At 66.9% G+C, this 26,221-nt stretch carries 20 protein-coding genes; 13 read left to right on the plus strand and 7 right to left on the minus strand.

Going from position 1 to position 26,221, the window contains the following annotated elements:
* The first annotated feature begins 532 nt into the window (after positions 1-532).
* The 8 genes from gap (at position 533) to QRM89_RS20240 (ending at position 11,753) form a co-directional block, all read left to right on the plus strand.
* On the plus strand, positions 533-1,534 hold the full coding sequence (gap, locus tag QRM89_RS20205; protein ID WP_011038299.1) for a type I glyceraldehyde-3-phosphate dehydrogenase: 1,002 nt from the start codon (positions 533-535) through the stop codon (positions 1,532-1,534).
* Between the two features lie 211 nt (positions 1,535-1,745).
* Positions 1,746-2,216: a hypothetical protein gene (locus QRM89_RS20210; RefSeq protein WP_011038298.1), complete on the plus strand. Its 471-nt coding sequence runs from the start codon at positions 1,746-1,748 to the stop codon at positions 2,214-2,216.
* 169 nt (positions 2,217-2,385) lie between these two features.
* The gene (locus tag QRM89_RS20215; protein WP_285448842.1) at positions 2,386-5,124 is read left to right on the plus strand and encodes a DUF2339 domain-containing protein; all 2,739 of its coding nucleotides are present in this window, start codon (positions 2,386-2,388) and stop codon (positions 5,122-5,124) included.
* Complete coding sequence (locus tag QRM89_RS20220; protein WP_285448844.1) at positions 5,124-6,488, plus strand: DUF3999 domain-containing protein; 1,365 nt, start codon at positions 5,124-5,126, stop codon at positions 6,486-6,488. Before QRM89_RS20215 ends, QRM89_RS20220 begins: the two co-directional genes overlap by 1 nt.
* A gap of 305 nt (positions 6,489-6,793) precedes the next feature.
* On the plus strand, positions 6,794-7,969 hold the full coding sequence (locus tag QRM89_RS20225; protein WP_285448846.1) for a phosphoglycerate kinase: 1,176 nt from the start codon (positions 6,794-6,796) through the stop codon (positions 7,967-7,969).
* On the plus strand, positions 7,966-8,613 hold the full coding sequence (locus tag QRM89_RS20230) for an HAD family hydrolase (protein WP_014508781.1): 648 nt from the start codon (positions 7,966-7,968) through the stop codon (positions 8,611-8,613). The genes QRM89_RS20225 and QRM89_RS20230 overlap by 4 nt, the downstream gene beginning before the upstream one ends.
* A gap of 199 nt (positions 8,614-8,812) precedes the next feature.
* Entirely contained in the window at positions 8,813-10,279 is a 1,467-nt protein-coding gene (gene pyk / locus QRM89_RS20235; protein WP_014508780.1) for a pyruvate kinase, read from the plus strand.
* Between the two features lie 469 nt (positions 10,280-10,748).
* On the plus strand, positions 10,749-11,753 hold the full coding sequence (locus QRM89_RS20240; RefSeq protein WP_012437525.1) for a class I fructose-bisphosphate aldolase: 1,005 nt from the start codon (positions 10,749-10,751) through the stop codon (positions 11,751-11,753).
* A 424-nt stretch (positions 11,754-12,177) separates the two neighbouring features.
* Here QRM89_RS20240 and QRM89_RS20245 read toward each other — a convergent pair whose 3' ends face one another.
* The 4 genes from QRM89_RS20245 to cobA form a co-directional block, all read right to left on the minus strand.
* The gene (locus QRM89_RS20245) at positions 12,178-12,717 is read right to left on the minus strand and encodes an O-acetyl-ADP-ribose deacetylase (protein WP_285448849.1); all 540 of its coding nucleotides are present in this window, start codon (positions 12,715-12,717) and stop codon (positions 12,178-12,180) included.
* A 505-nt stretch (positions 12,718-13,222) separates the two neighbouring features.
* Positions 13,223-13,729, minus strand: a complete 507-nt coding sequence (locus QRM89_RS20250) for an isoprenylcysteine carboxylmethyltransferase family protein (protein ID WP_012437527.1) — start codon at positions 13,727-13,729, stop codon at positions 13,223-13,225.
* Between the two features lie 162 nt (positions 13,730-13,891).
* Entirely contained in the window at positions 13,892-14,851 is a 960-nt protein-coding gene (gene cysK / locus QRM89_RS20255; protein ID WP_011038289.1) for a cysteine synthase A, read from the minus strand.
* Positions 14,852-14,867: 16 nt separating this feature from the next.
* Positions 14,868-16,073, minus strand: coding sequence for a uroporphyrinogen-III C-methyltransferase (gene cobA, locus QRM89_RS20260; RefSeq protein ID WP_285448854.1), 1,206 nt, complete (start codon positions 16,071-16,073; stop codon positions 14,868-14,870).
* A 163-nt stretch (positions 16,074-16,236) separates the two neighbouring features.
* Between cobA and QRM89_RS20265 the strand changes: the two genes are divergently transcribed.
* On the plus strand, positions 16,237-17,217 hold the full coding sequence (locus tag QRM89_RS20265) for a LysR family transcriptional regulator (protein WP_115579905.1): 981 nt from the start codon (positions 16,237-16,239) through the stop codon (positions 17,215-17,217).
* Between the two features lie 94 nt (positions 17,218-17,311).
* Complete coding sequence (locus QRM89_RS20270) at positions 17,312-17,593, plus strand: hypothetical protein (protein WP_042594959.1); 282 nt, start codon at positions 17,312-17,314, stop codon at positions 17,591-17,593.
* A gap of 505 nt (positions 17,594-18,098) precedes the next feature.
* Here the strand turns inward: QRM89_RS20270 and QRM89_RS20275 are convergent.
* A complete protein-coding gene (locus QRM89_RS20275) occupies positions 18,099-19,295 on the minus strand; it encodes a GAF domain-containing sensor histidine kinase (protein WP_029628869.1) in 1,197 nt (398 codons plus the stop codon).
* A 179-nt stretch (positions 19,296-19,474) separates the two neighbouring features.
* Here QRM89_RS20275 and QRM89_RS20280 point away from each other — a divergent pair, with 179 nt between their 5' ends.
* The 3 genes from QRM89_RS20280 to QRM89_RS20290 all read left to right on the plus strand — a co-directional run bounded on the left by QRM89_RS20280 (position 19,475) and on the right by QRM89_RS20290 (position 23,678).
* The gene (locus QRM89_RS20280; RefSeq protein ID WP_285448858.1) at positions 19,475-19,912 is read left to right on the plus strand and encodes a DUF2946 family protein; all 438 of its coding nucleotides are present in this window, start codon (positions 19,475-19,477) and stop codon (positions 19,910-19,912) included.
* A gap of 206 nt (positions 19,913-20,118) precedes the next feature.
* On the plus strand, positions 20,119-22,122 hold the full coding sequence (locus QRM89_RS20285; protein WP_285448940.1) for a TonB-dependent receptor: 2,004 nt from the start codon (positions 20,119-20,121) through the stop codon (positions 22,120-22,122).
* The gene (locus QRM89_RS20290) at positions 22,122-23,678 is read left to right on the plus strand and encodes a PepSY domain-containing protein (protein ID WP_285448861.1); all 1,557 of its coding nucleotides are present in this window, start codon (positions 22,122-22,124) and stop codon (positions 23,676-23,678) included. Before QRM89_RS20285 ends, QRM89_RS20290 begins: the two co-directional genes overlap by 1 nt.
* A gap of 30 nt (positions 23,679-23,708) precedes the next feature.
* On the opposite strand, the gene QRM89_RS20295 is transcribed toward QRM89_RS20290, so the two are convergent.
* Together QRM89_RS20295 and cysI are read right to left on the minus strand one after the other, a co-directional pair.
* Complete coding sequence (locus QRM89_RS20295; protein ID WP_011038282.1) at positions 23,709-24,434, minus strand: phosphoadenylyl-sulfate reductase; 726 nt, start codon at positions 24,432-24,434, stop codon at positions 23,709-23,711.
* Positions 24,431-26,152 (minus strand): assimilatory sulfite reductase (NADPH) hemoprotein subunit, encoded by a 1,722-nt coding sequence (gene cysI, locus QRM89_RS20300; RefSeq protein ID WP_267129695.1) that lies wholly within the window; start codon positions 26,150-26,152, stop codon positions 24,431-24,433. Before cysI ends, QRM89_RS20295 begins: the two co-directional genes overlap by 4 nt.
* Positions 26,153-26,221 lie beyond the last annotated feature (69 nt).

Consider the following 26,221-nt stretch of genomic DNA (forward strand, 5'->3'; position numbering starts at 1 on the left):
TATCTCCGTTGAGTGATGGGGGTTGCCTCAGTGGGCGAGCCCAGTATCGAAATCCGCGGAGGGTGTAAATTCTGCTGTTCGGCATAGTCGTGGATATGCCGGGCGGCGTATTTTGGAGTGGGCCGTCCGTCTTGGTTGCGGGGCGAATTAGGCGGTTTCTGGGGTGTCGGTCGCAGGATGGGCTTGGGCGTGGCGACGCGTCAGGTATGCGGCCTCAACTAAAGGACTTTGGAATTGCCGCTCCCATCTGGCCTCGGCTGCCCGCACTCCCGCCGAGTCCGTTGGCGGCGCACTGCAGCGGTGCGTGTTGTCGTCCTGCGTTAGCCAGTGGTGCGCACTGGGCGTGTCCCTGCCAGACCAAGCCTTGCGGCCTGCGCGCCGGTGCCTGCGGAGCGTGTGTTCTGCGTGATGTGCCGCGGGTCGAACGGTGTGTCGCAGCGCCTGTCCGGGCACCGTCGCCGGGGTGGGACGCTGCTAGAATGAACGCCCCTTTCCATCCGCCGCGTTGTCGCGGCCGCAGGAGCTAGTGAACATGGCAATCAAGGTTGGCATCAACGGATTCGGTCGCATCGGACGCAACGTGCTGCGCTCTGCGGTGCAGAACTTCGCCAATGACATCGAGATCGTGGCCATCAATGACCTGCTCGAGCCCGATTACCTGGCGTACATGCTGCAGTACGACTCGGTGCACGGCCGCTTCAAGGCCGAGGTGTCGGTCGACGGCAACACGCTGATCGTCAACGGCAAGAAGATCCGCCTTACCCAGGAACGCGACCCTGCCAACCTCAAGTGGGATGCGGTCGGCGCCGAGGTGGTGATCGAGTCCACCGGCCTGTTCCTGACCAAGGAAACCGCGCAGAAGCACATCGACGCGGGCGCCAAGAAGGTGATCCTGTCGGCCCCGTCCAAGGACGACACGCCGATGTTCGTCTACGGTGTCAACGACAAGACCTACAAGGGCGAAGCGATCGTCTCCAACGCCTCGTGCACCACCAACTGCCTGGCGCCGTTGGCCAAGGTCATCAACGACAAGTGGGGCATCAAGCGTGGCCTGATGACCACCGTGCACGCCGCGACCGCGACCCAGAAGACCGTGGACGGCCCGTCGAACAAGGATTGGCGCGGTGGCCGCGGCATCCTGGAGAACATCATTCCGTCCTCGACCGGTGCGGCCAAGGCGGTTGGCGTGGTGATCCCGGAGCTCAACAAGAAGCTCACCGGCATGAGCTTCCGCGTGCCGACCTCGGACGTGTCGGTGGTCGACCTGACGGTTGAGCTGGAAAAGCCGGCGACTTATGCCGAAATCTGCGCCGAAGTGAAGGCGCAGAGCGAAGGCGCGCTGAAGGGCATCCTGGGCTACACCGAAGACAAAGTAGTGGCGACCGACTTCCGCGGCGAGACCTGCACCTCGGTGTTCGACGCCGACGCCGGCATCGCGCTGGATTCCACCTTCGTCAAGCTGGTGTCCTGGTACGACAACGAGTGGGGCTACTCCAACAAGTGCCTGGAAATGGTGCGGGTTGTGGCGAAGTAAGCACTGCCGTCTGATGTTGTCGCAAAGGCCCCAGCTTGCTGGGGCTTTTGTTTTCTGCGTCTTTCTCTGCCGGCAGCGCTTGGTACAGCGCAAATATGTGGCTGCCCGAAGTGGACTTTATCGGCATCACGTGCGCTAATTTGCGGGCACGGCGGCCGTTCCCGTGTCGTGTTGAAGGATCGGGGAACTCCATGGATAGAGAGATACAGACATGAATAAGTTTCTTGCGGGCGCGCTGGCGTTCGGCGTTGTCATTGCGTGTGCGGTACCGTCCACCAGCTGGGCAGCCAAGAAGCAGACCGGTACGCCGGCCTGGATGAATGCCGATGGCGAAGTGATCAAGTCGTCCGATGTCGAGGCGGGCTACGGTGAGACCGTCAAGGGCGTCAACGATTACGAAGGCGAAATCACCGGTAAGCCTGCGCCGGGCAGCAAGTTCACGCAGTTGCAGATCGGCATGCCGATGAAGCAGGTCACCGATCTGATCGGTCAGCCGAATGACCAGGGTTCGTACGTGACTGGCAAGGCGTTCATTCCGTTCTTCTTCGGCGGTGACCGCTACCGGTACGAGATGGCTTACAAGGGCCAGGGGCGTCTGGTGTTTGCCGGCAAGTCGATGGATACCGGCGGCAACCTGATCTGGATCATCCATAACAAGAACGACAGCGGTTACCGCGAATAATCATAAAAAAACGCCCGGTCATCCGGGCGTTTTTTTTGCGTGTGGTTGGCGTTTTACGGTGAGGCGCGCACTAAGGCCCTGATGACTCTACACCGCGTGCGGTGCTGCCAATGCGTGGCCGCAGCCTGTATGGTTCGCGCAGCCGGCCGGATGCCGGGGTGGGGGACAGGTGGAATCGATCATCGTAATGGTGGGCCTTGCGGTCCTGGCCCTGCCGGTTGGGCTGGTGATAGCGCTGGTGTGGGTGGGCAGACTGCAGCGGCGGGTCTGGGAGCTGGAGCAGCGGGTCGCACAGTGGCAAGGCGTTGCGGCGCCTGCAGCTGCGGCACGTGCAAGCGCGCAAGCAGCGCCCAACGCACCGGTTGATGATCAGCAGCCGGTGCCCTCACAGGTCAGCATGCCGACAGAGGCAGTGGCCCCGGTACCGCGCGCCACCGCACCGGTCCCGCCACCGTCGCACAGCATGGATCCGTCGCTTGCCGCGCGCAGCAGTGCCAGTGTCTCCGAGGCTGTCGCGCGCACGCCGTCGCCGCTTGCTGCATCGGCGCAGCCAACACAGCCGCCATCCGCACCATCCGCACCGACTCCACCACCGGCGCCGAATGCGATCGAGCGCGCCGCCAGTGCGCTGAAGCGCTGGTTCACCGAAGGCAATGTGCCGGTCAAGGTGGGCATGCTGGTGCTGCTGGCCGGCGTCGCGTCGCTGCTGAAATACGCCAGCGATCAGGGCTGGATGCGCATGCCGGTGGAGCTGCGCTTGGCTGGCATCAGTGCGGTGGCCTTGGCCGGCCTGGTCTTCGGTTGGCGGCAGCGCACGGTGCGGCCCGGCTTTGCGCTGGCGCTGCAGGGCGGTGCCATCGGCGGCTTGCTGTTGACCGTGTTCGCTGCGTTCAAGTTGTACGGGTTGCTCGGCGCCGGGCTGGCGATGGGCATCAGCGTGGTGTTGATTGCCGGCATGTGCGTGCTGGCCGTGCTGCAGGATTCGCGCACGTTGGCCGTTCTGGGCGTGCTGGCGGGCTTTTTGGCGCCGATCTGGTTGTCCAGTGGCAGCGGCAATCATGTTGCGTTGTTTAGTTACTACGCGGTGCTCAATGCCGGCATCGTGGCAGTTGCCTGGGTGCGCCCGTGGCGGGTGCTGAATCTGCTCGGATTCGCGTTTACCTTCGGCATCGGCACGTTGTGGGGTGCGCTGCAGTACGCCCCGGCGAAGTTCGCCACGACCGAGCCGTTCCTGTTGTTGTTCTTCGCCATGTATGTGGCCATCCCGGTGCTGCACGCGCGGCGTGGCGATGGCAGTGCCGGCAAGTTGATCGATGGCAGCCTGTTGTTCGGCACGCCGCTGGTCGCGTTCGCGTTGCAGGCGCGCCTGCTGGAGGGCGACCGCCTGCCACTGGCGTTGTGCGCGCTGGCCGTGGCCGCGTTGTATGCGGCGCTGGCCGCATGGTTGCTGCGCCGCCCGGCGACGCGTCTGCTGGGCGAGGCGCACGCGATGCTGGCCGTGGGCTTTGCCACGCTGGCGGTGCCGTTGGCGTTGTCGGCGCGTGCCACCGCCAGCGTGTTCGCACTGGAAGGCGTCGGCTTGCTGTGGCTGGGTTTGCGGCAGCAGCGGCGGTTCTCCCAGGTCAGCGGTGTGGGCTTGCAGATGCTGGCTGCGATCGGTGTGGCCTTCGGCGTGGATGCGTGGCGCTACGACAGCGTGGCGGTTGCCAATGCCACCTGCATGAGCACCTTGCTGCTGGCGCTGGCTGGCTGGGCCAGTGCTTGGTTCCTGCGCGATGCGGGGCACCCGCGCCGCGCGCTGGTGGCGTATCTGTGGGGCCTGGGCTGGTGGACGCTGTGCGGTGTGCACGAGATCCTGCGCTTTGCCGGCGACCTGCGTAGCGAGCCGGACCTGCTGCTGGGCTTCGTCGCGCTGACCGTCTGGCTGGCGGCCGAGGTGCATCGCCGCCGGCCTGCAGCGGCGTTGGTGTGGACGGTCATGACCGGGCTGGCGCTGGCTGCGCCGCTGGCACTGTGGCAGAGCCATGCGCATACCCAACCGTTCGCGCACTGGGGCGCGCTGGCGTGGTTGGCGTTCGCCGTGGCCGGCGCGCGTGCCTTGTGGTGCCTGCGCATGCAGCACGGTGCCGGCGCGATCGCTGCGCAGTTCATCTGGTGGTTGCTGTGGCCCTTGGTGGTGTCGTTGGGCGCGGCCTGGTTGGCCGACGCCTTCCTGCTGGCCAATGGGTGGCGCTGCGCATTGCTCGCCGCGCCGTGGCTGACCGTGGCGGCGCTTGGTCTGCTGCGTTGGTCCTGGATTGCCTGGCCGCAGGGCGCGGGCTTCGCCCCTGCCCGCACTGCACTGCTGAGTTGCGTGTTCGGCGTGCTGGGCGTCGGCTGGGTGCTGGTGCTGCTGGACCCGGTGAGCGCGTCGCCGTTGCCGTGGCTGCCGCTGCTCAATCCGGCCGAACTGGCGCAGCTGGCGGTGCTGGCCTTGCTCGCACGCTGGGCCTGGTCGGCGCAGTCGCCAGTGCTGCTGCAGCGTTGGCGTGTCACTGCGCTGGGCGTGCTGGGCTGGGCCTTGCTCACCGGCAGCACCTTGCACAGCGTGCATCACTGGGGCGCGGTGCCCTGGGACACGCAACTGCTGGGCGCGACGCTGTCGCAGACCAGCCTGACCATCGTGTGGAGCGTGCTGGGCGTGCTGGGTTGGGTGATCGGCTCGCGTCGCGGGCAACGCGGCCTGTGGCTGGGTGGTGCGCTGTTGATGGGATTGGTGCTGGCCAAACTGGTGCTGGTGGACCGCCAGCATCTGGGCAACCTGCTGGGCATCGGCTCGTTCATGGCCTATGGCCTGTTGTGCACCGTGGTGGGCTATCTGGCACCGGCGCCGCCGCGTCAGGCGCCACTTGCCGAGGAGAGTGTGTGATGCGGATTCGAGGGTGGCTGCCGTTGGCAGTGGCAGGCATCGCCGGGGCGGTGCAGGCCGGCGATCTGCGGAGTGATTTCGTCCAGCAATGGCCGCTGCAGGTCGCGCAGTCCGATGCCGGCATGTATCAGCTGACGCTGGATGGGTCGGTGTACCGGGTGGCGCGCGATGCGCAACTGCGCGACGTGGCCGTGCTCGATGCACGCGGCGACGAGATGCCCTCGGCGCTGCTCCCCGCGGAAGTAGCGGCGCAGGCGGCGCCACGGCGGCAGCGCGTGCCGGTGTTTGCGTTGCCGGCCGGCGCCGAAGCGGCCAGGGGCGACCTGCAACTGATTGCCGAGCGCGATGCGTCCGGTGCGGTGCGCCGGCTCGAAGGCCGGGTGGCCACAGGCGCGTCCACGCGCGACGGTGCCGGCCCGGGCTGGCTGGTGGATGCCAGCGGCGTGCATGAGGCGCCACGCGCGCTGTGGCTCGACTGGGACGGCACCACGCCGGTGCAGGCGCAACTGCGCGTGGAAGGCAGCGACGATCTGCGTGACTGGCGCGTGCTCGCAGCCGACGCCACGGTGATGGCGCTGGACAACAACGGCCAGCGTTTGCAGCAGCGGCGCATCGCGCTGGAACAGCGCGCGCGCTATCTGCGCCTGGTGCCGGTCTCCGGCGCGCTGCCTGCGTTGACGCAGGTGGAACTGGAGCTGGAAGGCGCCGCCGCGCCTGCGCAGTGGCAGCAACTTGACCTGCTGGGCACCGCGCAGGAAACGCGGGTGGTCTACACCTTGCCAGGGCGATTCCCGATTGCGCAGGTGGATGTGCAGGGCGCCCGTGCCGAGGCCGTGGAGTGGGTCGTCGAAAGCCGCGATAGCGACCAGGCGCCCTGGCTGCAGCGTGCCGGGCCGTGGCTGGGCTATCGGCTCGGGAGCGCCAACACTGCCTCGCCGCCGCAGCCAGTGTCCGGCGGCAGCGTCCGCGACCGCCAGTGGCGATTGCTGGCCGCGCAAGGCCGCCGGACCGGTGTGCCGACGCTGCGGGTGGGCTATCAGCCGGAGCGGCTAGTGTTTCTTACCCAAGGCCAAGCGCCGTACGCGCTGGTGGCCGGCAGTGCGCGTGCGCAGCGCACCGACGCGCCCTTGACCTCGATGCTTGCCGCCTTGCGCCAGGAACGCGGTGCGCAATGGCAGCTGGCCACCGCGCGCATCGCCGGTGCGGCGCAGCCGCTGGCAGGCGCGGCGGCGCTGCAACCGGCCGCGGTGCCGCGTGACTGGAAGCGCTGGCTGCTGTGGGCGCTGTTGGTGGGTGGTGCGGTGGTGGTCGGTGGTTTTGCGGTGAGTCTGTTGCGCAGTGCCAGCGCCAACCGCGACGCCTGATGGCGAGGCGCCGTGGCGGGTTTGCCGCTGCGGCGCGAAGGTCCGACAATGGGCGTCCCCCGTCGCCAAGGCAGCCGCATTGCCCGTCGTGTTCGACCGACCACAGTTCGCGCCACCCGCATCTGCGGCGACGGCGCCTGTGAAACGCACCGCGCGTCTGCGCGGTGGCGCGCCGGCAGCCTGCAACGCGTCATCCGTTCCCTTGCCAGCACAGCGCGTGGTCGTCAGCGCGCTGCATGCCTGCAGCTGTTTCGATTCCCCATTCCCCATTCCCCATTCCCCCAACGACTTAGCGAGCTGAGCCCATGTCCATTGTCCGCATGACCGACCTCGATCTTTCCGGCAAGCGCGTGCTGATCCGCCAGGATCTCAACGTGCCGATCGACAACGGCCAGATCACCTCCGAACAGCGCATCACCGCCTCGGTGCCCACCATCAAGCTGGCGCTGGAAAAGGGCGCTGCGGTGATGGTGACCTCGCACCTGGGCCGCCCGAAGGAAGGCACCTGGAGCGAGGAAGATTCGCTGGCGCCGGTGGCCGCGCGTCTGACCACCCTGCTGGGCGTGGACGTGCCGCTGGTGCGTGACTGGGTCGATGGCGTGGACGTGGCGCCGGGCCAGGTGGTGCTGCTGGAAAATTGCCGCATGAACGTGGGCGAGGGCAAGGATGACGAAGCGCTCGCACGCAAGTACGCCGCGCTATGCGATGTGTTTGTCATGGATGCCTTCGGCACCGCGCACCGTGCGCAGGCCTCCACGCATGGCGTGATCCGGTTCGCGCCGGTGGCTGCCGGTGGCCCGCTGCTGATGGCCGAGCTCGACGCGCTGGCCAAGGCACTGGACAACCCGGCCAAGCCGCTGCTGGCGATCGTGGCCGGCAGCAAGGTTTCGACCAAGCTGGAACTGCTGGCCAACCTGGTCAACAAGGTGGACCAGTTGATCGTCGGCGGCGGCATCGCCAATACCTTCATCGCCGCGGCCGGCCACGACGTGGGCAAGTCGCTCAGCGAACCGGACCTGATCCCGACCGCCAACCAGATCGTCGCCGATGCCAAGGCACGCGGCGCGGAGATTCCGCTGCCCACCGACGTGGTGGTGGCCAAGCAGTTCCTGCCCGATGCCGAGGCGAGCGTGAAGTCGCTCGACCAGGTGGACGCCGACGATCTGATCCTGGACATCGGCCCGCAGACCGCCGCGCATTACGCCGAGCTGATTGCCAACGCCGGCACCGTGGTCTGGAACGGCCCGGTCGGCGTGTTCGAGTTCGAGCCCTTCAGCCATGGCACCGAGACCCTGGCGCGTGCCATTGCCACGTCCAAGGCGTTCTCGATCGCCGGTGGCGGCGACACGTTGGCGGCCGTAGACAAATACGCCATCGCCAAGGACGTCACCTACATCTCCACCGGCGGCGGCGCGTTCCTGGAATTTCTGGAAGGCAAAACCTTGCCGGCGGTTGCCGCGCTCGAGGCCCGCGGGCAGTGAGTGCAGCCACACTGTTCTTCGATCTGGACGGCACGCTGGTCGACTCGGAACCCGGCATCGTCGGCAGCATCGTGCATGCCTTCGACGAGGTTGGTCAGCCGCGGCCTTCCCCGCAGACGTTGCGCGCCTGGATCGGCCCGCCGCTGCGCGACAGTTTCAGCGAGCGCTTCCCCGAGGATCCGGACCTGGTGCAGCGCGCGCTGGCCGCCTATCGCGCCCGTTACGACGCGGTGGGCTGGACCGAGCTCAGCGTGTTCGACGGCATTGGCGATGTGGTCACCGGCCTGCACCGCGCCGGCCACCGGCTGGCCGTGGTGACCTCCAAGAACGAGCGCTACGCGCGCCGCATCGTCGAGCACCTGCCGTTCGGCGTGTGTTTCGAAGACGTCATCGGTGCCAGCGAAGATGGTGCGCGCCGCTTCAAGCCGGATTTGATCGCCGAAGCGCTGCGTCGCCTGCAGATCGACAAGGCCGGCTGCGTGATGATCGGCGACCGTCGCATGGATATCGATGGTGCCAACCACCACGGCATCCACAGCATCGGCGTGTTGTGGGGCTTCGGCGACGAAGCCGAACTGCGCGCTGCCGGCGCCGGTGCGCTTGCGCACACACCAGCCGAGTTGAGCGGGCTGATCCGCGCCTAGCGCGGCGTGTCTTCACTGCCACCGGCGTACGGTGGCGACCCGCAGCGTGCGGCCGTCCGCGGCAACACGCTGCGAAAGCGTACGTACTGTCCCGCACTGTCTGTGAGACATGCCGGAAAAGGAGGGGGGCTATGCCGCAATGCCATCCTCGGTACGTGACGCGTGTGTTAAGTTTCGCGGCTTTTACAGGGAGGCCATCATGAAAGAACGTCAACGCCGCACCAAGATCCTCGCCACGCTGGGACCGGCCACGGATCCGCCTGGTGTGCTGGACGCCTTGTTCAAGGCGGGCGTCAACGTGGTGCGCCTCAACTTCAGCCACGGCGACCCGTCCGGCCAGGCCAAGCGCGCTGCCGAAGTGCGTGCCGCCGCCGTCCGCGTGGGCGCCGAAGTGGGCATCCTGGCCGACCTGCCGGGCCCGAAGATCCGCATCGAGCGCTTTGCCGAAGGCAAGATCAAGCTGACCATGGGCGATCGTTTCGACCTGGTGGCCGATGTCAATGCGCCGGCCGGCGATCAGCATCAGGTGGGCGTGAGCTACCTGGGCCTGCCGCAGGATGTCACCGCCGGTGACGTGCTGCTGCTCGACGATGGCCTGGTGCAGCTGCAGGTCACCGACGTGCAGGGCGCGCGCATCGTCACCACCGTGCTCAACGATGGTGTGTTGTCCGACCGCAAGGGGCTGAACAAGCAGGGCGGTGGTCTGTCGCTGGGCGCGTTGACCGAGCGCGACAAGGAACTGATCGGCATCGTGGCCAAGATCGGCGTGGACTTCATCGCGGTGTCGTTCTGCCGTAACGCGCAGGACATGCACGACGCCCGCCAGATCGCCCAGCAGCACGGCTGCGATGCGCAGTTGGTGTCCAAGATCGAGCGCACCGAAGCGATCGAGAACCTGGTCGAAATCGTCGAAGCCTCCGACGTGGTGATGGTGGCGCGCGGCGATCTGGGCGTGGAAATCGGCGATGCCGAATTGCCGGGCCTGCAGAAGAAGATCATTCGCGAGTCGCTGGCGCAGAACAAGGTGGTGATCACCGCCACTCAGATGCTGCAGTCGATGGTGGAAAGCCCGATCCCGACCCGCGCCGAAGTACTCGACGTGGCCAACGCGGTCATCGACGGCACCGATGCGGTGATGCTCTCGGCCGAAACCGCTGCCGGTGCGTACCCGGTGCGTGCGGTGGAAGCGATGGCACGCATCTGCCTGGGCGCCGAGCACCAGTTCGAGTTCGATACCGACTTCGAAGCGGCGCAACGCAACCTGCAGCGCGCCGATCAGGCGATCGCAATGGCGACCATGTTCCTGTCCGAGCACATCGGTCTGGGCGGCGTGGTGGCGTTGACCGAATCCGGCGGCACGCCGCGTTACCTGTCGCGCTTCCGTTCCAACATGCCGATCTATGCATTCACCCGTCATGACGGCGCGCGTCGCCAGATGGCGATGATGCGTGGCGTGTTCCCGATCGGTTTCGACAGCCGTGGCCTGACCCCGCGCGAAGCCGCGCGCGCAGCGATCCGCCTGCTGGTGGAAAACGAGCGCATGGGGCCTGGCGACCGCGTGGTGTTCACCAGCGGCGAGCACATGGAAACCCATGGCGCCACCAACACGCTGCGTCTGCTGGAAGTAGGCGAAGACGGCCGCGCCAGCGGTCTGGGCGAGCTGTAGAACACCTGGCGGTGGGCGGGCGTCGTGCATGCACACATGTGCGACGCGCCCCACGCAGCCTGCAGTGACACGACGGCGGCCATGTGCCGCCGTCGTGCTGTGTGGCCGATGCGCTTGCCTCGCTCGCCCATGCCGAACCCTGCGCTGCACGTCTTCGCAGCGTGGCTGACGGACATGTGCATGCAATCTCGCGGCCCAACTGTGGTGCAGGCTGCACGGACACAGGACCGATCAGCAGGTAAACGCCGCGTTTAATGCCCTGCCAAGCCCTTGGAGTTGCGTGCCGCGCATGCCGCATCGACGTGAGATGCGGCATGTGACCATGCGCGCTGCACGCCATGATGCGAGCCCTGCCACAGATCGCGCAGCACGCTGCAAGGTGTAATCGGTTGCAGGCATTCCGTGAAGGAATGTCTACGACTTTCGTCGCTATACTTTCGTTCTCCCCCGCAGCTGCCACAGGAACTACATGAGCATCGAACAGCTTGCCGAAACCGCCCAGGCCATGGTCGCCCCGGGCAAGGGCATCATCGCCATCGACGAATCGACCAGCACGATCGCCAAGCGCTTCTCCGGCGTGGGCATCGAGAACACCGAAGAAAACCGTCGTGCCTACCGCGAACTGCTGCTGACCACGCCCAAGCTGAGCGATTACATCTCCGGCGCCATCCTGTTCGACGAAACCATTCGTCAGAAGACCAAGGACGGCGTGCCGTTTGCCAAGTACATGGCCGACCACGGCATCATCCCGGGCATCAAGGTCGACAAGGGCGCGCAGCCGCTGGCCGGCATGCCGGGCGAGCTGGTGACCGAAGGTCTGGACGGCCTGCGTGCGCGTCTGGAGGAGTACTACACCCTGGGCGCGCGCTTCGCCAAGTGGCGTGCGGTCATCAACATCGGCGAAGACATTCCGTCCGGCACCTGCATCGAGGCCAATGCGCATGCGCTGGCCCGCTATGCCGCGCTGTGCCAGGAACAGGGCCTGGTGCCGATGGTGGAGCCGGAAGTGATCATGGATGGCGACCACGACATCGAGACCTGCTACGAAGTCACCGAAGCCACGCTGCGCTCGCTGTTTGGTGCGCTGTATGAGCAGAACGTTGTGCTCGAAGGCACCATCCTGAAGGCCTCGATGGTCATCTCCGGCAAGAGCTGCGAAGAGCAGGCCAGCGTCGAAGAAGTGGCCGAGTCCACCGTGATGTGCCTGAAGTCGACCGTGCCGGCGATCCTGCCGGGCATCGTGTTCCTGTCCGGCGGCCAGACCGACGAGCAGTCCACCGCGCACCTCAACGAGATGCATCAGCTGGGCAACCTGCCGTGGCCGCTGAGCTTCTCGTATGGCCGCGCGATGCAGCAGGCCGCACTGAAGCTGTGGTCCAAGGACATGACCGGCAACTACGCCAAGGCGCAGCAGATCATTTACGAGCGCGCCAAGGAAAACGGCCTGGCTGCACTGGGTAAGTGGAAGGGCTGATCCGCCGCTGAGGCTGCATCACGCATACAAGACGCCGGCCGCGAGGCCGGCGTCTTGCGTTTGGGTTCGCCAATTTGGATGGCCGGCAGCTTTTGTCGCGACGCTTGCATGTGCAGCGCGCGACCGTCGTTGATCGCGCGACCGTTGTCCGTACTGACAGACACGCGTGCGAACTACGGCACCTGCACCTGCGCGCAAGCTACGTCTCAAGTAGGACGGCGCCTGCACGACGCAAGACACACCGCCGTGCCCCATCTTTGGAAAGCAGCTCGCTTGCACTCGTCTCGCTCACGCCGCAGCTGTTCCTGCATGCATGTGCATGGGGCAGTACAAAGTGCATCACAAGCAAGACTGTGCCTCGCACAAAGCAAGACAGGCGCCCTGCGGCGCCTGTCTGGAAGCATCACGCTTGCAGTCGTTCCACTCAGGCAGCAGCGGTTTCCTGCGTGGCGAGCACCTGCTGATAGGCCTTGTAGGTCGCTTCGTTATAGGCCACCAGCACGATGTGCTTGGGCACTTTGTGCGAGCGCTGCCAGTCGCGGGTTTCAGTGACGGCAATGCGTGCCGCCTGGTACAGCGGATAACCGTAGATACCGCAGCTGATGGCCGGAAACGCAATCGAGTGCAGCATCATCTGCTCGGCCAACTTCAGCGACTGCCAGTAGCAGTTGGCGAGCTGTTCCGGTTCATTGTGCTTGCCGTCGCGCCACACCGGTCCCACTGTGTGGAAGATATGCCGCGCTTTCAGGTCGAAGCCATCGGTGATGCGGATTTCGCCGGTGGGGCAACGCACGCCTGGGCGCACTTCCGGCAATGCCTCGCAGGCCTCCAACAGGCGCGGGCCTGCGGCGCGATGGATCGCGCCATCGACGCCACCACCGCCCAGCAGTGATTCGTTGGCCGCGTTGACGATGACGTCAACGTCGAGTTGGGTGATGTCGCCTTGCCAGACTTCGATTCTCATAGCGCGATAGTTATGGGATTTGCATGATGAGCGCGTGATGGATCAGGCGCTGCGGGACGCTCACGCTACGGGCCATTCATCTCACACGATGCGACCACATGGCGGGCTGCGCCGGAGGAGTTGCAGCATGCCAAACGCGCTGTCTGCAACGTGTCGCGATGACGATTAGTCTGGCCTATGACAGGCATCGAAGTCGTGTGGTGAAACGTGCCAAATACGACGAAAGGCAGGCAGCAAAGCACCGTGGTAGCGTGCGAATTCAGGCGCTGAAAGAGTGCGATGCCGGAGGGCTTACCGTGCGTCGACTGTCGGCGCCATCGCCAACAGCGCGGGCAATCGATTCGCTCAATCGGAACCGGTGTGGCGTGCGCCCGCAGGTTCAAGGCCAATGGCGAGCGCATGCGCAGTGATCGCTACGGGCGTGGCTGAAATGGTCGCGTACGCGCGCCTCTTCGAATGGGATGACAACCACGCGAAGCCGCCGCGGCAACGTGTACCGGTAGGCTCAAAGCCAGCGGCGTACGCGGGCGCAATAATCGCTGTAGGCGCGACCGAATTCGTCGCGCAGGCGCGCTTCTTCGAATGGGATGACCAACCACTGCAAGGCCAGCCAGGGCAGCGGCACCAGCGCCACCGCCCACAGCAGCCCCAGCTGCAGGCACAGGCCGATGTAGCTGAGGACCAGCGCCAGATACATCGGGTTGCGGGTGAAGCGGTACGGGCCGTCCAGCACCAGCCGCGAGGGATGGCCGCTGGGCATGATGGTGGTGCGTCGGCGCGCGAACAGGATGAAGCAACTCACCGCCAGCGCGAGCCCGGCGCAGGCGATGACGCCGCCGGCCAGCTCGATCCACGCCAGCGGTGTGGGGGCGGGCAACGGCAGCGCAAAGGCCTGCTGTAGCCAGGCGCCGACGCCCAGGGCAAGCGCGAAATGCGCCGGGGAGGTCATCTTCACCAGCCATGGCGCCCGCCCGCTGCGGGTATCGCTGTGTCCATACGGCCGGTTACTCACGCCTTCTCTCCCTGCAGAACAACCGCCATCGTAACGTTTCCTTGACATCGGCGGGAGGCGGCAGCGCCGCAGCGCGACGCAAATCGCAGGACACTTCATGCCAAAGGCCGCGCTGGCGGGCGCGGCCTTTGGGAAGAAACGCTGACGTCACGCTGCCTGCGATCAGGGCAGGCCGGCCAGCCAATCGTCGTCCGAGCCTTCGTTGATGTCGGCGAACAATGGCGTAGAGAAGTAGCGCTCGCCGGTATCCGGCAGCATCGCCAGGATCACCGCGCCCGGCACCGCGGTTTCGGCCACCCGCAGGGCAGTGGAGACGGTGCCGCCGCCGGAGATGCCGGTGAAGATGCCTTCTTCTGCGGCAAGCCGCCGGGCCACGCTGATTGCGTCGGTGTCTTCGACGCTGAGGATTTCATGGGCGACCTCGCGGTTGAGCACCTCCGGCACGAAGTCCGGGGTCCAGCCCTGGATCTTGTGCGGCTTCCAGTCCTGGCCTTGCAGCAGCGCGGCGCCGGCCGGCTCGGTGGCGGTGATGCGCACTTCCGGGCGGGCCACGCGCAGCACTTCGCCCACGCCGGTGAGGGTGCCGCCGGTGCCCCAGCCGGTCACGAAATGGTCCAGCCGGTGGCCGGCGAAGTCGCGCAGGATCTCGGCGGCGGTGGTGTTGCGGTGGTAGGCCGGATTGGCAGGGTTGGCGAACTGGCTGGCCAGGAACCAGCCGTGCTGTTCGGCCAGTTCCTTGGCCTTGCGCACCATGCCGCTGCCGCGCTCGGCGGCCGGGGTCAGGATCACCTTGGCCCCGTAGGCGCGCATCAGCTTGCGGCGCTCGATCGAAAAGGTTTCCACCATGGTGGCGACGAACTTGTAGCCACGCGCGGCAGCGACCATGGCCAGCGCCACGCCGGTGTTGCCGGAGGTGGCTTCCACGATGGTGTCGCCGGGCTTGAGCAGGCCGCGTTGTTCGGCGTCCAGGATGATGGCCAGCGCCAGCCGGTCCTTGACCGAGCCGCCCGGGTTGAACGACTCGACCTTGACGTACAGGGACACGTGGTCCGGGGCGAGGCGGTTGAGTTTGACCACCGGGGTGCGGCCGATGGTGTCGAGGATGTTGTCGTACAGGGCCATGGGGTCTCCGTCGGAATCAGGCTGCGTGGGCGAGTGTGGGCGCGTGGGGCGTTGCGATGGGTGAGTGCGCGGGCTGGCCGGTGAGCGGCGCGGCGCCGAACCAGTGCAGCGACTGCGACAGCGCGGCGACGTCGCCCAGGATCAACAGTGCGGGCGAGCGCACCGTATGCAAGCGCGCGGTGGCGGCCAGCTGCGACAAGGGGCCGGTGACCACGCGCTGTTCCGGGCGCGAGCCGTTTTCAACCAGCGCAAATGGCGTATCCGCGGCGCGGCCGGCCTGCAGCAGGCGCTGCTGGATGCTGTCCAGGCCGGCCACGCCCATGTAGAAGGCCAGCGTCTGCCGCTCCTGGCCCAACGCGTGCCAGTCCAGCGTGTCCAGCGAATCCTTGCAGTGCGCGGTGATCAGGCGCAGCGATTGCGCATGGTCGCGGTGGGTGAGCGGGATACCGGCGTAGGCGGCGCAGGCCACTGCGGCGGTGATGCCGGGCACCACCTGGAAACCGATGCCGTGCGTGTGCAGGAATTCGAGCTCTTCGCCGCCGCGGCCAAACACGAACGGGTCGCCACCTTTCAGGCGCACCACGCGCCGCCCGGCGCGCGCATGTTCGAGCATCAGCGCATGGATCTGCTCCTGCCGCGTGCTGTGGCCCTGCGCGGATTTGCCCACTTCGATGCAGCGCGCTGCGCGCTTTGCAAGGCGCAGGATCTGCGGGCTGACCAGGCGGTCGTAAAGGATCACCTCGGCCTGCCGCAGCGCGCGCACCGCATTGCGGGTGAGCAGGCCGGGGTCGCCCGGGCCGGCACCGACCAGCGCCACGCTGCCGGGCGTGAGGGTGAGGCGGCTTGCTGATGGCGATGGTTCGCTGGCGATGGGCGGCAACGCTGCGGCTGCGGGAGCGGCCTCATGGGTCAGCAGCCGTTGCGCGCCGGCGGCGCTGCGCAGGGCAGCGTTCACTGCCGGCACATCGCTGGCGGCGATGGTCAGCCAGACCGGCTGGTCCGGCAGCGCCAGCCACTGCGGGTCAAAGCTGCCCACCAGCCAGCGCACCTGACCGGACTGCGCCCAGCCGCGCAACGCGGGTGTCAGTTCCGGCGCGCCCACCAGTGGCATCGCGCCGGCCTGCAGCAGGCTGGCGGTGGCGCGTTCGGCAGCGCGGCCGCCGCCGACCACCAGGACGGCACGGCCACGCAGATCGGCAAGGAGCGGGAACAGGGCAGTCACGGACCGGGGCTTCGAGGGGAGGGCCAGACCGTAACGCCGGGCTTATAGCCGTCGGAAATGACTTCATGCGTCCTAAAAATAGCGTTCGGTTATAAGCTGGCCCGCCGAACTCCTCTACAGTCGAAGCCCTTGTAGCGCCTCGCGCTTTTTTGGACATAAGCCCATGACGCTGACCCAACTTCGCTACCTGGTGGCCATCGCCGATGCCGAGCTGAACATCACGCTGGCCGCGGCGCGTGTGCACGCGACCCAGCCGGGCCTGTCCAAACAGCTCAAGCAGTTGGAGGACGAACTGGGCTTTCTGCTGTTCGTGCGCAAGGGGCGCAGCCTGGATGCGGTGACCCCGGCCGGCGTGGAAGTGATCGAACGTGCCCGCGCGGTGCTGTCCGAAGCCAACAACATCCGCACCTACGCCGCCAACCAGCGCCGCGAAAGCCAGGGCCAGCTGACCTTGACCACCACCCATACCCAGGCGCGCTTCGTGTTGCCGCCTGCGGTGGCACAGATCAAGCAGGCCTACCCGCAGGTGAGCGTGCATCTGCAGCAGGCGGCCGAGAGCGCGGCGCTGGATCTGCTCAGCCAGGGCGATGCGGACATTGCCGTGGTCAGCACCGCGGGCGGCGAGCCCACGGCCGGCATCGCGGTGCCGCTGTACCGTTGGCGCCGGTTGGTGATCGTGCCGCGCGGGCATGCGCTGGACACGCGCGTGGCGCCGGACATGCAGGCGCTGTCTGCGCACCCGCTGATCAGTTACGAATCCTCCACGCGCGCCGGCTCGTCGCTGCAGCGGGCGTTTGCGCAGGTGGGCCTGGAGCCGAGCATTGCGCTGACCGCGCTGGATGCGGACCTGATCAAGACCTACGTGCGTGCTGGCCTGGGCGTGGGGCTGGTGGCCGAAATGGCCGTCAGTGCCAACGACGAGGATCTGCGCGCGTGGCCGGCTCCGGCGCCGATCGCCGAGTGCATCGCCTGGGCGGTGCTGCCGCGCGACCGCGTGTTGCGCGATTACGCATTGGACCTGGTGCATGTGTTGGCACCACAGATCGACAAGCGCGACCTGCGCCGGGTGCTGGACGGCAACCAGGCGCCGAACTGGCCGCTGCCGCCGACCTGGGAAGCGCTGACCCAGACCATCACCAGCTGATGCCGGAATTGGCCCGTGTCGCTGCACGCGAACGCGTTGCGGCAGACGCGCGCGGCCGGTGGCATGCTGGCTGCCTCAACCAACGAGGTGCGCCATGACAGCAGTGCTTCGCCCGGCGCTCAGCCGTGTGTGGTCACCCGATGCGGACGGCGGCATGCAGCTGGAGCTGTGGGCCCATGTAGAGGGCCGCGACCAGACCGTGCTGACGGTGTTGGCCGATCCGCAGGACGAATCGCTGTGGGTGGGCGTGCAACTGGGCGAGACGCGCCTTCAACTGCCGTTGGTGGTCCTGCGCCAGGCACTGGAGGCCGCCGATGCCGAAGTGCATTCGGCGGCGTGGTTCGCACGCCAGGATGAGGGCGTGTCGGAGATCTAGCCGGCAAGCAGGAGGCGTTGCCTGCGGGTGTCGCGGCAGCGGATGGAGTGATTGCGCGGCCAGTTGGCGACGATCGCATTAGGACGCGGCGGTCCTTGCCAATGCTGCATTGCAGCGCACTAGCAAATCGTAATCTCTTTCGAAATCAATGGTCTGCAAACACCGTACTGGATCAGCACGGCCTCGCTGTCGGTGATTTCCCCTCGCGCTGTCAGGGCCGTCAAGGCGGCGTCGGCCAGAGCCATCAAGTTGGGCGCGGCAATGTCGTAAACCCTTATAGCAACCATGCACGACACTCCCGGACGTCTAGGGGTGGACGGCGCAGGGCCGGCCCGGCATCCATCGCTTGGCCGGTCTGTTCGGAAGGTCGTAGAGGTTGCTGGCGCTGTCGTTCGCCATCGCGTGTTGCGCGACTTGAACGACTGGCGCACCCGGGTCCCTGGGGAGAGACCTGGCGTGCTTGGTGGCGGATTCGGGACGGGAGCCCGGGTCCGCCATTTTTTATTCAGGCCAGTGGAATGGTGACCGAAAAGCGCGTGCCGCCACTCGGGCGCGGGCGCACTTCGACCTGGCAGCCCAGGGTTTCGGCGGTGCGATGCACGATCCACAAGCCGATGCCCAGGCCGTCGCTGCCCGGGTCGGCCTGGCGGAACGCCTGGAACACGTCTTCGGGGTGCTCCAGATTCAAGCCGATGCCGCTGTCGATGACTTCCACCACCGCGTGGCCGGGACGGCGCCGGCAGCCCACCAGCACCTGGCCGCGTTCGGTGTACTTGACTGCATTACCGACCAGATTGCCGATCAAGGTGGTCAGCAAGGTGGAATGGCTGCGCACGCGCAAGGAGGTGGGCACATGCCGCAGCGACAGGCACTTGTCCCTGGCCGGCTGGCGCCATACGCCGAGCACCGCGTGGATCACGTCTTCCAGCGCCAACGGCTGCAGATCCGGGCTGGCCGACTTGCTGGCCGCCGCCAATGCGGCCAGTTCGTCCAGGCTGCGCGCCACGGTGCCGATCGCATCGCGTGCGGTGACCAGGGTGGGAATGGTGTCCACGTTGGCATGCCGGCGCATCTTGTCGATGGCATAGGCGGCCGTGCGCAGGGGGGTCTTGAGATCGTGGCCGGCGATGGCCATCAGCCGGCTGCGGTAACGGTTGGACTCTTCGGCGATCAGCAACGCGCGGCGCAACTCCAGCTGGGCCATGGTCTGGCGCGCCAGCGCGCGCAGTGCATCGACCTGTTCGTCGGTGAGCTGGCGTGGTTGCCGGTCCAGCACGCAGACCGTGCCCAGCGGCAGGCCGTCCGGGGTCTTGAGCAGCGCACCGGCATAGAAATACAGCGGCGATTCGCCGGTCACCAACGGGTTGCGCGAAAAGCGCGCGTCTTCGCGGGTGTCGGGCACCACCAGCACGTCGTTATCGAGCAAGGCATGCGCGCACATCGACTTGAACAACGGTGTCTCGCGTTCGCCCATGCCACGCTCGCTCTTGAACCACTGCCGGTCCGCATCCACCAGGCTGATCAGCGCGATCGGGGTCTGGCAGATGATCGAGGCCAGTTTGGTGATGTCCTCAAAAGCGGCCTCGCGCGGGGTGTCGAGGATGCCGTAGCTGCGCAGGGCCTGCAGGCGCAAGGCCTCGCTCGGCGGCTTGGGCGCACACGGCAGGGGCTCGGCCGCTGGATCGGACAGGACAGTACTCATGCGTGCACGGGTCAAAGTGATAGGCGCCAAGCATAGGCCATGGCTGTGCCCGCATTGTGTGCACCGCAGCCCGTCCAGGCGATCGCTGCCGGTGGCGGCCGCGGGTGAAGGGTGCGACATCGCGTCGCGCACCGGCCGCGACCATCGCCGGTTGCGATGTACCGGCTTACACTCGCCGGATGCTCCGTTCGCTCCGCCACCACCGCGTGTTGCAGTCGCTTGCCGTGCTGGCGGTTGCGCTGATGCTGGTGGCGCCGCTGATCAGCCGCTGGTGCCAGCTGCCACTGGCGCAGCCAATGTGCACCAGCCAGGCCGCTGGCGCTGCGGCATCTGCGCATGGCGCGCACCACCCGATGCCGAGCATGGGCGCAGCGCAGCACCACGTCATGGATGCGCCGGCGTCCCATCACGCGGCGCCTGCGCAGGACGCCGGTGCGCATGCGGACGCGTGCGATTACTGCGTGCTGGCAGCGCGTCTGTTGGGCGCGCTCGCGCTGGTGGTGCTGTGCCTGTTGCAGCTGCGGCCGAGCAAGCCCGCTGCCCCGACGTGGACGCATGCATGGCGCGCGCTGCGCTGGCCGGCGCTGGGCGCACGCGGGCCGCCGCTGCCCGCCTGAGGCTGGGCAACGCGCGAGCGCCCGCTGTTCTTTCCGTATCGGCGTGTGCCACCTGCTGGCGTGCGCGAGGCGTGCTGTGCACGCGATGGCGGCTGCCGCGCTTTCTCTTCCGTTGACCGTGCGGCCCTTACGGGCGTCGCGCGCGGTGGCGTTGTCCGTGCACGCACGGCAAAGGGTGTGACATGCGAGTGTGGTGGTTGAAAGCGCTGTGGTCCGCGCCGTCGTTGGCGATGGCATGCGGGATGGCGGGTCATGCACAGGCGCAGGACGCCGCATTGACCCTGGGCAAGGTGCAGGTGAACGCGCACACCACGCGCGGGCAGAGTGCGGCGAGCGTGTTGAGTTCGGTGGACGTGATCGGCGGCGCGTTGCTGCACGATCAGCATGTGGACTACAGCTGGGAGCTGCTGATGCGTGCGCCCGGCGTACAGGTCACTCCATTCCGCATGGGCACCGACGCGGGGCGGTTTTCGTTCCGCGGCTTCAATGGCGAAGGGCGGATCAATGCGGTCAAGCTGCTGATCGATGGCATTCCCAGTAACGACAATGCCGGCGGCATGCCGTATCTGGATGCGGTGTTTCCGCAGGATATTTCGGCCATCGAGATCGTGCGCGGCACCAACGATGCGCGCTACGGACTGCATGCCATCGCCGGCAGCGTGGACGTGCTGACCCGTACCGGCGGCAACGACGGGCGACTGAGCGTGACTGCCGGCAGCTTCGGCGCGCGCGAAGTGCAGCTCGGCAAGGGCATCGAGCGCGGCGCCTGGAGCCAGAATTACGTGCTGGCCTGGCGCGATTCCGACGGTTACCGCGATCACGCCGATGCACGCAAACGCAGCGTGGCCGGCAAATGGTTTTACACCGACCCGGGCGGCGCGTTTCGTGCCGGGCTGACCACCCGCTATTACGACAACCACGCACTGGAGGCCGGGTATCTGGATGCGGCCAGCGCACGCGCCGCGCCACGCAGCTCGCCCGCGTATGCGCAGGACGATCGCAGCGAACGCACGCTGCGCCAGACCGCGCTGCATGCAGACGGCACGCTCGGCAGTGATGCGCAGTGGAGCGCCAAGGCCTACCGCAACGCATACCACAACCAGCGCTGGGTGCGTTTTTCCGAAGCCGGCCTGCAACAGGAACGCGATACCGACGAGACCCATCAGGGCATGCTGCTGCGCGGCAACTGGCAGCCGGGCTGGCAGGCGCTACCGACCACGCTGGAGGCCGGCCTGGACGCGCAATGGCAGGACAACCAGTCGCAGCGCTACCGCACCGCGGCACGCGTGCGCAGCGCGCAGTTGCGCGACTGGGATTACGACCTGCGCACGCGCGGCGCCTACGTGCAGGCCGTGCTGAAACCGACCGAGCGATTGCAACTGGTGCCCGGCTACCGCATCGACCGCGTCGATGGCGAGCTGCGGGATCTGCGCGCCGGCATCACTGCGCCAAGCTACGACTACGACACCATCAAGCAGCCCAAATTCAGTGCCAGTTACCGGCTTGCCGGGCAGAGCAGCGCCTACGCGAACTGGGGGCGCACCTTCCAGATCGGCACCGGTGATGGGGCGTACCGCCGGCAGCCCGGCAACCTGGGCCCGTCGATCAACGATGGCTGGGAAGCGGGCTTCAAGTTCGCGCCCACCGCCGTGCTCGATGGCCGGCTGGCGTATTGGGAACAACGCGCGTCCGGCGAGGTGGCCACCATCCTGGGTGTGAATGGTGTGGCCGGCGTGGGCGATGTGGCCAACGTCGGGCGTACGCTGCGGCGTGGCTGGGATGCGCAGCTCAACCTGCAGCCGGCCGAGCACTGGCGTGCGTGGCTGTCGTATTCGCGGCAGAAGGCGAGCATCGCCACGCCCGATCCCAGCGCGCCAGCCACGCGCGGCCGCGAGATCGAAAACGTGCCGCATTGGCTGGCCACCGCGGGCGTGGAGTGGCAGCTCACTCCGGCGTTGCAACTCAGTGCCTGGGGCAATGCACAGGGCGACTATTACCTGGAGCGCACCAACACGCTGGGGCGCACCGGTGGCTATGCCCTGCTCAATCTTGGCGCGCGCTGGGCCGTGGATGCGCGCAATACGGTGTCGCTGCAACTGCGCAATGCCACCGACCGCAGCTACGTCTATGCCTGGTACGACAGCGGTAGCTCGGGCTATTCGCCGGGTGACGGCCGTGCACTGTCGCTGTCCTGGGATTGGAGTTTCTGATGTCAGTCTCTGCGACCGAGCACGTTGCCCCCGTGGCCGCTGCCGACGAGATCGCGCAAGGGCGTCGTTGGCGCTTGTACCGCGCGGTGTGGCGCTGGCATTTCTACGCCGGATTGCTGGTGCTGCCCTTCATTGCCTGGCTGGCGCTGACCGGTGCGGCTTTCCTCTATCACGATGCCATCGACCGCACGGCCCATCACGCATTGAAAGTGGTGCCGGTGGGCCCGGCACGGTTGTCGGCGCAGCAGTTGGTGGATGCCGCGCAGCGTGCGCAGGCGGGGACGGTGTTTCGCTACACCACGCCCGACCGTGCCGATGCCAGCGCCGAGATCGGCGTGCTACGCACCGACGGCGCGCGCGAGGTGGTGTACGTGGACCCATACAGCGGGCGTGTGCTGGGCATGCTGCCCGAGCATGGCACGCTGGGCTGGACCATTCGCCGGCTGCACAGCCTGGACCTGCTCGGTCCCCTCGCGCGTGGCCTGATCGAAATGGCCGCGGGGTGGGCGATTGTGCTGGTGCTGACCGGCGTGTACCTGTGGTGGCCACGCGGCCGCCGCAGCGGGGTGGTGAGCGTGCGTGGCCGTCCCGCGCAGCGGGTGTTCTGGCGCGACTTGCACGCGGTCACCGGTGCCGGGGTTGGAGCGGTGCTGCTGTTTCTGGCCCTGACCGGCATGCCGTGGTCGTGGCTGTGGGGCGCACAGGTCAATCGCTGGGTCAACGGACACGACTTCGGTTACCCGGCCGGGCTGCGCGTGCAGTTGCCGATGTCGCAACAGCGGCTCACCGACAGCGGCGAGCCGAGCTGGTCCTTGCGCCAGGCACGGCTGCCGCAATCGACGCTGCCGTCCGACAGACCGATGCCGATGGACATGGGCGCAGCGGATGCCATGGCACCGGCGATGGCGCATGCGGCGCATGCCGAACACAGCGAACACGCTGCACATGCCGCACACGTTGCGCGTGCCTCACAAACCGATACCGCGCATGCAGATCACGCCGCGCATGGCGGCGGCAGTGGCTTGGGCGAAGCGCCAGGTGTCGGTGCCCTGGGGCTGGATGCGGCGCTGGCGCGTTTCGATGCGCGCGGCATCGCAGCCGGCTATAGCGTGGCGCTGCCACGTGGTGCCAGCGGTGTGTATACCGCTTCGGTGTATCCGGACGATTTGCAGCGGCAGCGGGTGATCCACCTGGATCAATACAGCGGTGCGGTGTTGCTGGACATGCGCTACCGCGATTACGGCCCGCTGGCGAGGGCGCTGGAATGGGGTGTCAACGTGCACCTGGGCCAGCAATACGGCACCGCCAATCAACTGCTTTTGCTGCTGGCGTGTGCGGCCATCGTGTTGCTGTGTGTTAGCGCGGCGGTGATGTGGTGGAAGCGCCGCCCGGTCGGCGGTCTCGGTGTGCCGCCATTGCCGGCCGATCCGCGCACGCTGCGCGGCGTGCTGGCGCTATTGGTGCTGTGCGGGCTGCTGTTCCCGCTGATGGGCGCATCGTTACTGCTGTTGTGGGCGTTCGATCATTACTGGAGCGTGCGCAGGCTGCGGCGGTGAGGCGCTGGCCTGCGCACTGCTGCGCGCGGCTCAGATGTCTTCGTGGATGCCGCACTCGCGCTTGAGCCCAAAGAAGCGCGTGTCTTCTTCGCGCATGCCCGGCTCCCAGCGACGTGTGGTGTGGAAGTCACCGATCGACACATAGCCCTGTTCCCACAACGGGTGATACGGCAGTGCGTGCGCCTGCAGGTATTGCCAGACGTCGCGGTCGGTCCAGTCGGCGATCGGGCTGATCTTGTAGCGGTCCCCGCGCTTTTGCACGATCGGCGTCTGCGCGCGCCCACCGGACTGGCTGCGGCGTAGGCCGGTGAACCAGGTGCCGACGTTGAGTTCGTCCAGTGCGCGGCGCATCGGCTCGACCTTGCGCAGGTTGTTGTACTGGTCGATGCCCACCATGCCCTGTTCCCACAAGCGCCCGTGGCGTGCCTCCATCCAGGCGCGGCTGACCAGCGGGCGATACACCTGCAGGTTGAGCGAAAGGCGTTCGGTCAATGCATCGGCAAAGCGGTAGGTTTCCGGGAACAGGTAGCCGGTGTCGATCAGGATCACCGGAATGTCCGGGCGCTGCTGGGTGAGCAGGTGCAACGTCACCGCCGACTGCGCGCCGAAGCTGGACGACAGCGCCGCTTGTTGGGGGCCGTGCTGCAGCGCCCAGGCAACGCGTTCGTCGGCGCGCAGCGTCTCCAGATGCGCGTTGAGCGCGTCCAGGTCGTCCAGCGAAGGAGCGGCGATCGATGTGGCAGGCAGCGCGGTCATGCGAGCAATTCCAGGTCGAGATGACGGTGGGTGGGGTAGGGCGGCAGGGCGATCAGGCCGCTGCGATGCAGGAAGTCGCCGAAGCCTTCATCGGTGTGTTGGTCGCGCTCTGCGGCATAGCGCGCCAGCAGTGGCTCGAGCGCGGCCAGGATGTCGGCTTCGTTGATGTTTTCGCGGTACAGCGTGTTCAGGCGTTGGCCGCGGCGGTCGCCACCCAGCATCAGGTTGTAGCGGCCCGGTGCCTTGCCGACCAACGCGATTTCAGCCAGATATGGCCGCGAACAGCCGTTCGGGCAACCGGACAGGCGTAGCACGATCGGCGTCTGCGCCAGCCCGTGACGCTCCAGCAGCGGCTGCAGTGCTGCACTGAAATCCGGCAGATAGCGCTCGGCCTCGGCCATGGCCAGCCCGCAGGTCGGCAAGGCCACACAGGCCATCGCGCCGCGCGCCAACGCGGTCGGCGCCAGGTTGCCGGCGTCCAGGCCGTACTGCGCCACCAGTTGGTCGATCTGCGCGCGCTGGTTGGCCGGTACGCCGGCAATCACCAGGTTCTGATTGGGCGTCATGCGGAACTCGCCCACCTGCAACTGCGCGATCGCGCGCAGCCCGCTCAGATGTGCGGCCGTGTCGGTGTCGGCAATGCGCCCGGCCGGCAGCGACAGCGTCAGATGCCAGTCGCCCTGTTCACCCTCCACCCAGCCGTAGCGGTCGCCGTTGTGCGCGAATGCAAACGGCTGCGCAGGTTGCAAGGTGAATCCCGCGCGGCGTTCGATCTCCGCCACGATGTTCTCCAGGCCGTGATCGTCGATGGTGTACTTGAAGCGCGCGCGTTTGCGTACGGCGCGATTGCCGAGGTCGCGCTGGGTGGTGACCACGGCCGTGGCGATATCCAGCAACTGATCACGGGTGACGAAGCCGATCACGTTGGCGATGCGCGGCCAGGTTTCCGCATCGCCGTGGCTGGCGCCCATGCCGCCGCCAATGCTGACGTTGTAGCCGAGCAGCTGTCCCTCGCGCAGGATGGCGATGAAGCCCAGGTCGTTGGCGAATACGTCCACATCGTTATGCGGTGGCGCGGCAAAGCCGATCTTGAATTTGCGCGGCAGGTAGCGGTCGCCGTAGATCGGCTCGTCTTCAGCGCCTGAGCCGGACACGCGCTCTTCGTCCAGCCAGATCTCGTAATAGGCACGCGTGTTGGGCAGCAGATGCTCGGACACGCGCGCGGCATCGGCATACAGCGTGGCATGCGCCTGCGACAGCAGCGGGTTGGCCGCCACCTGCACATTGCGATTCACATCGCCGCAGGCGGCCAGCGTGTCGATCAAGGTGGCGTTGATCGCCTGCATCGTGGCCTTGAGCTCGCGCTTGATCACGCCATGGAACTGGAACGCCTGGCGCGTGGTGATGCGCAGCGAATGATTGGCATAGCGCGTGGCGATGCCATCCAGTGCCAGCCACTGGCTGGGTGAAATCACCCCGCCCGGCGTGCGCGTGCGGATCATGAACTGATACGCCGGCTCGAGCTTTTGCCGCCGCCGCTCATCGCGGATGTCGCGGTCGTCCTGCTGGTAGCTGCCGTGGTACTTGATCAGCGTCTGATCGTCCTCGCGCAACGCCCCGGTGACCGGATCGGCCAGGCTCTGCTCCAGCGACCCGCGCAAGCGGCGGCTGGTGGATTTGATGTCTTCGACGGAATGGGTCATGACGGGATTCGGCATTCGTGATTCGGGATTGGCAACAGCACAACGCGCGCAGCGTCCAGGCAACACAAAGACTTCGGACATCCG

It is taken from the genome of Xanthomonas sp. LMC-A-07, assembly GCF_030208825.1.
Lineage (GTDB): Bacteria > Pseudomonadota > Gammaproteobacteria > Xanthomonadales > Xanthomonadaceae > Xanthomonas > Xanthomonas campestris.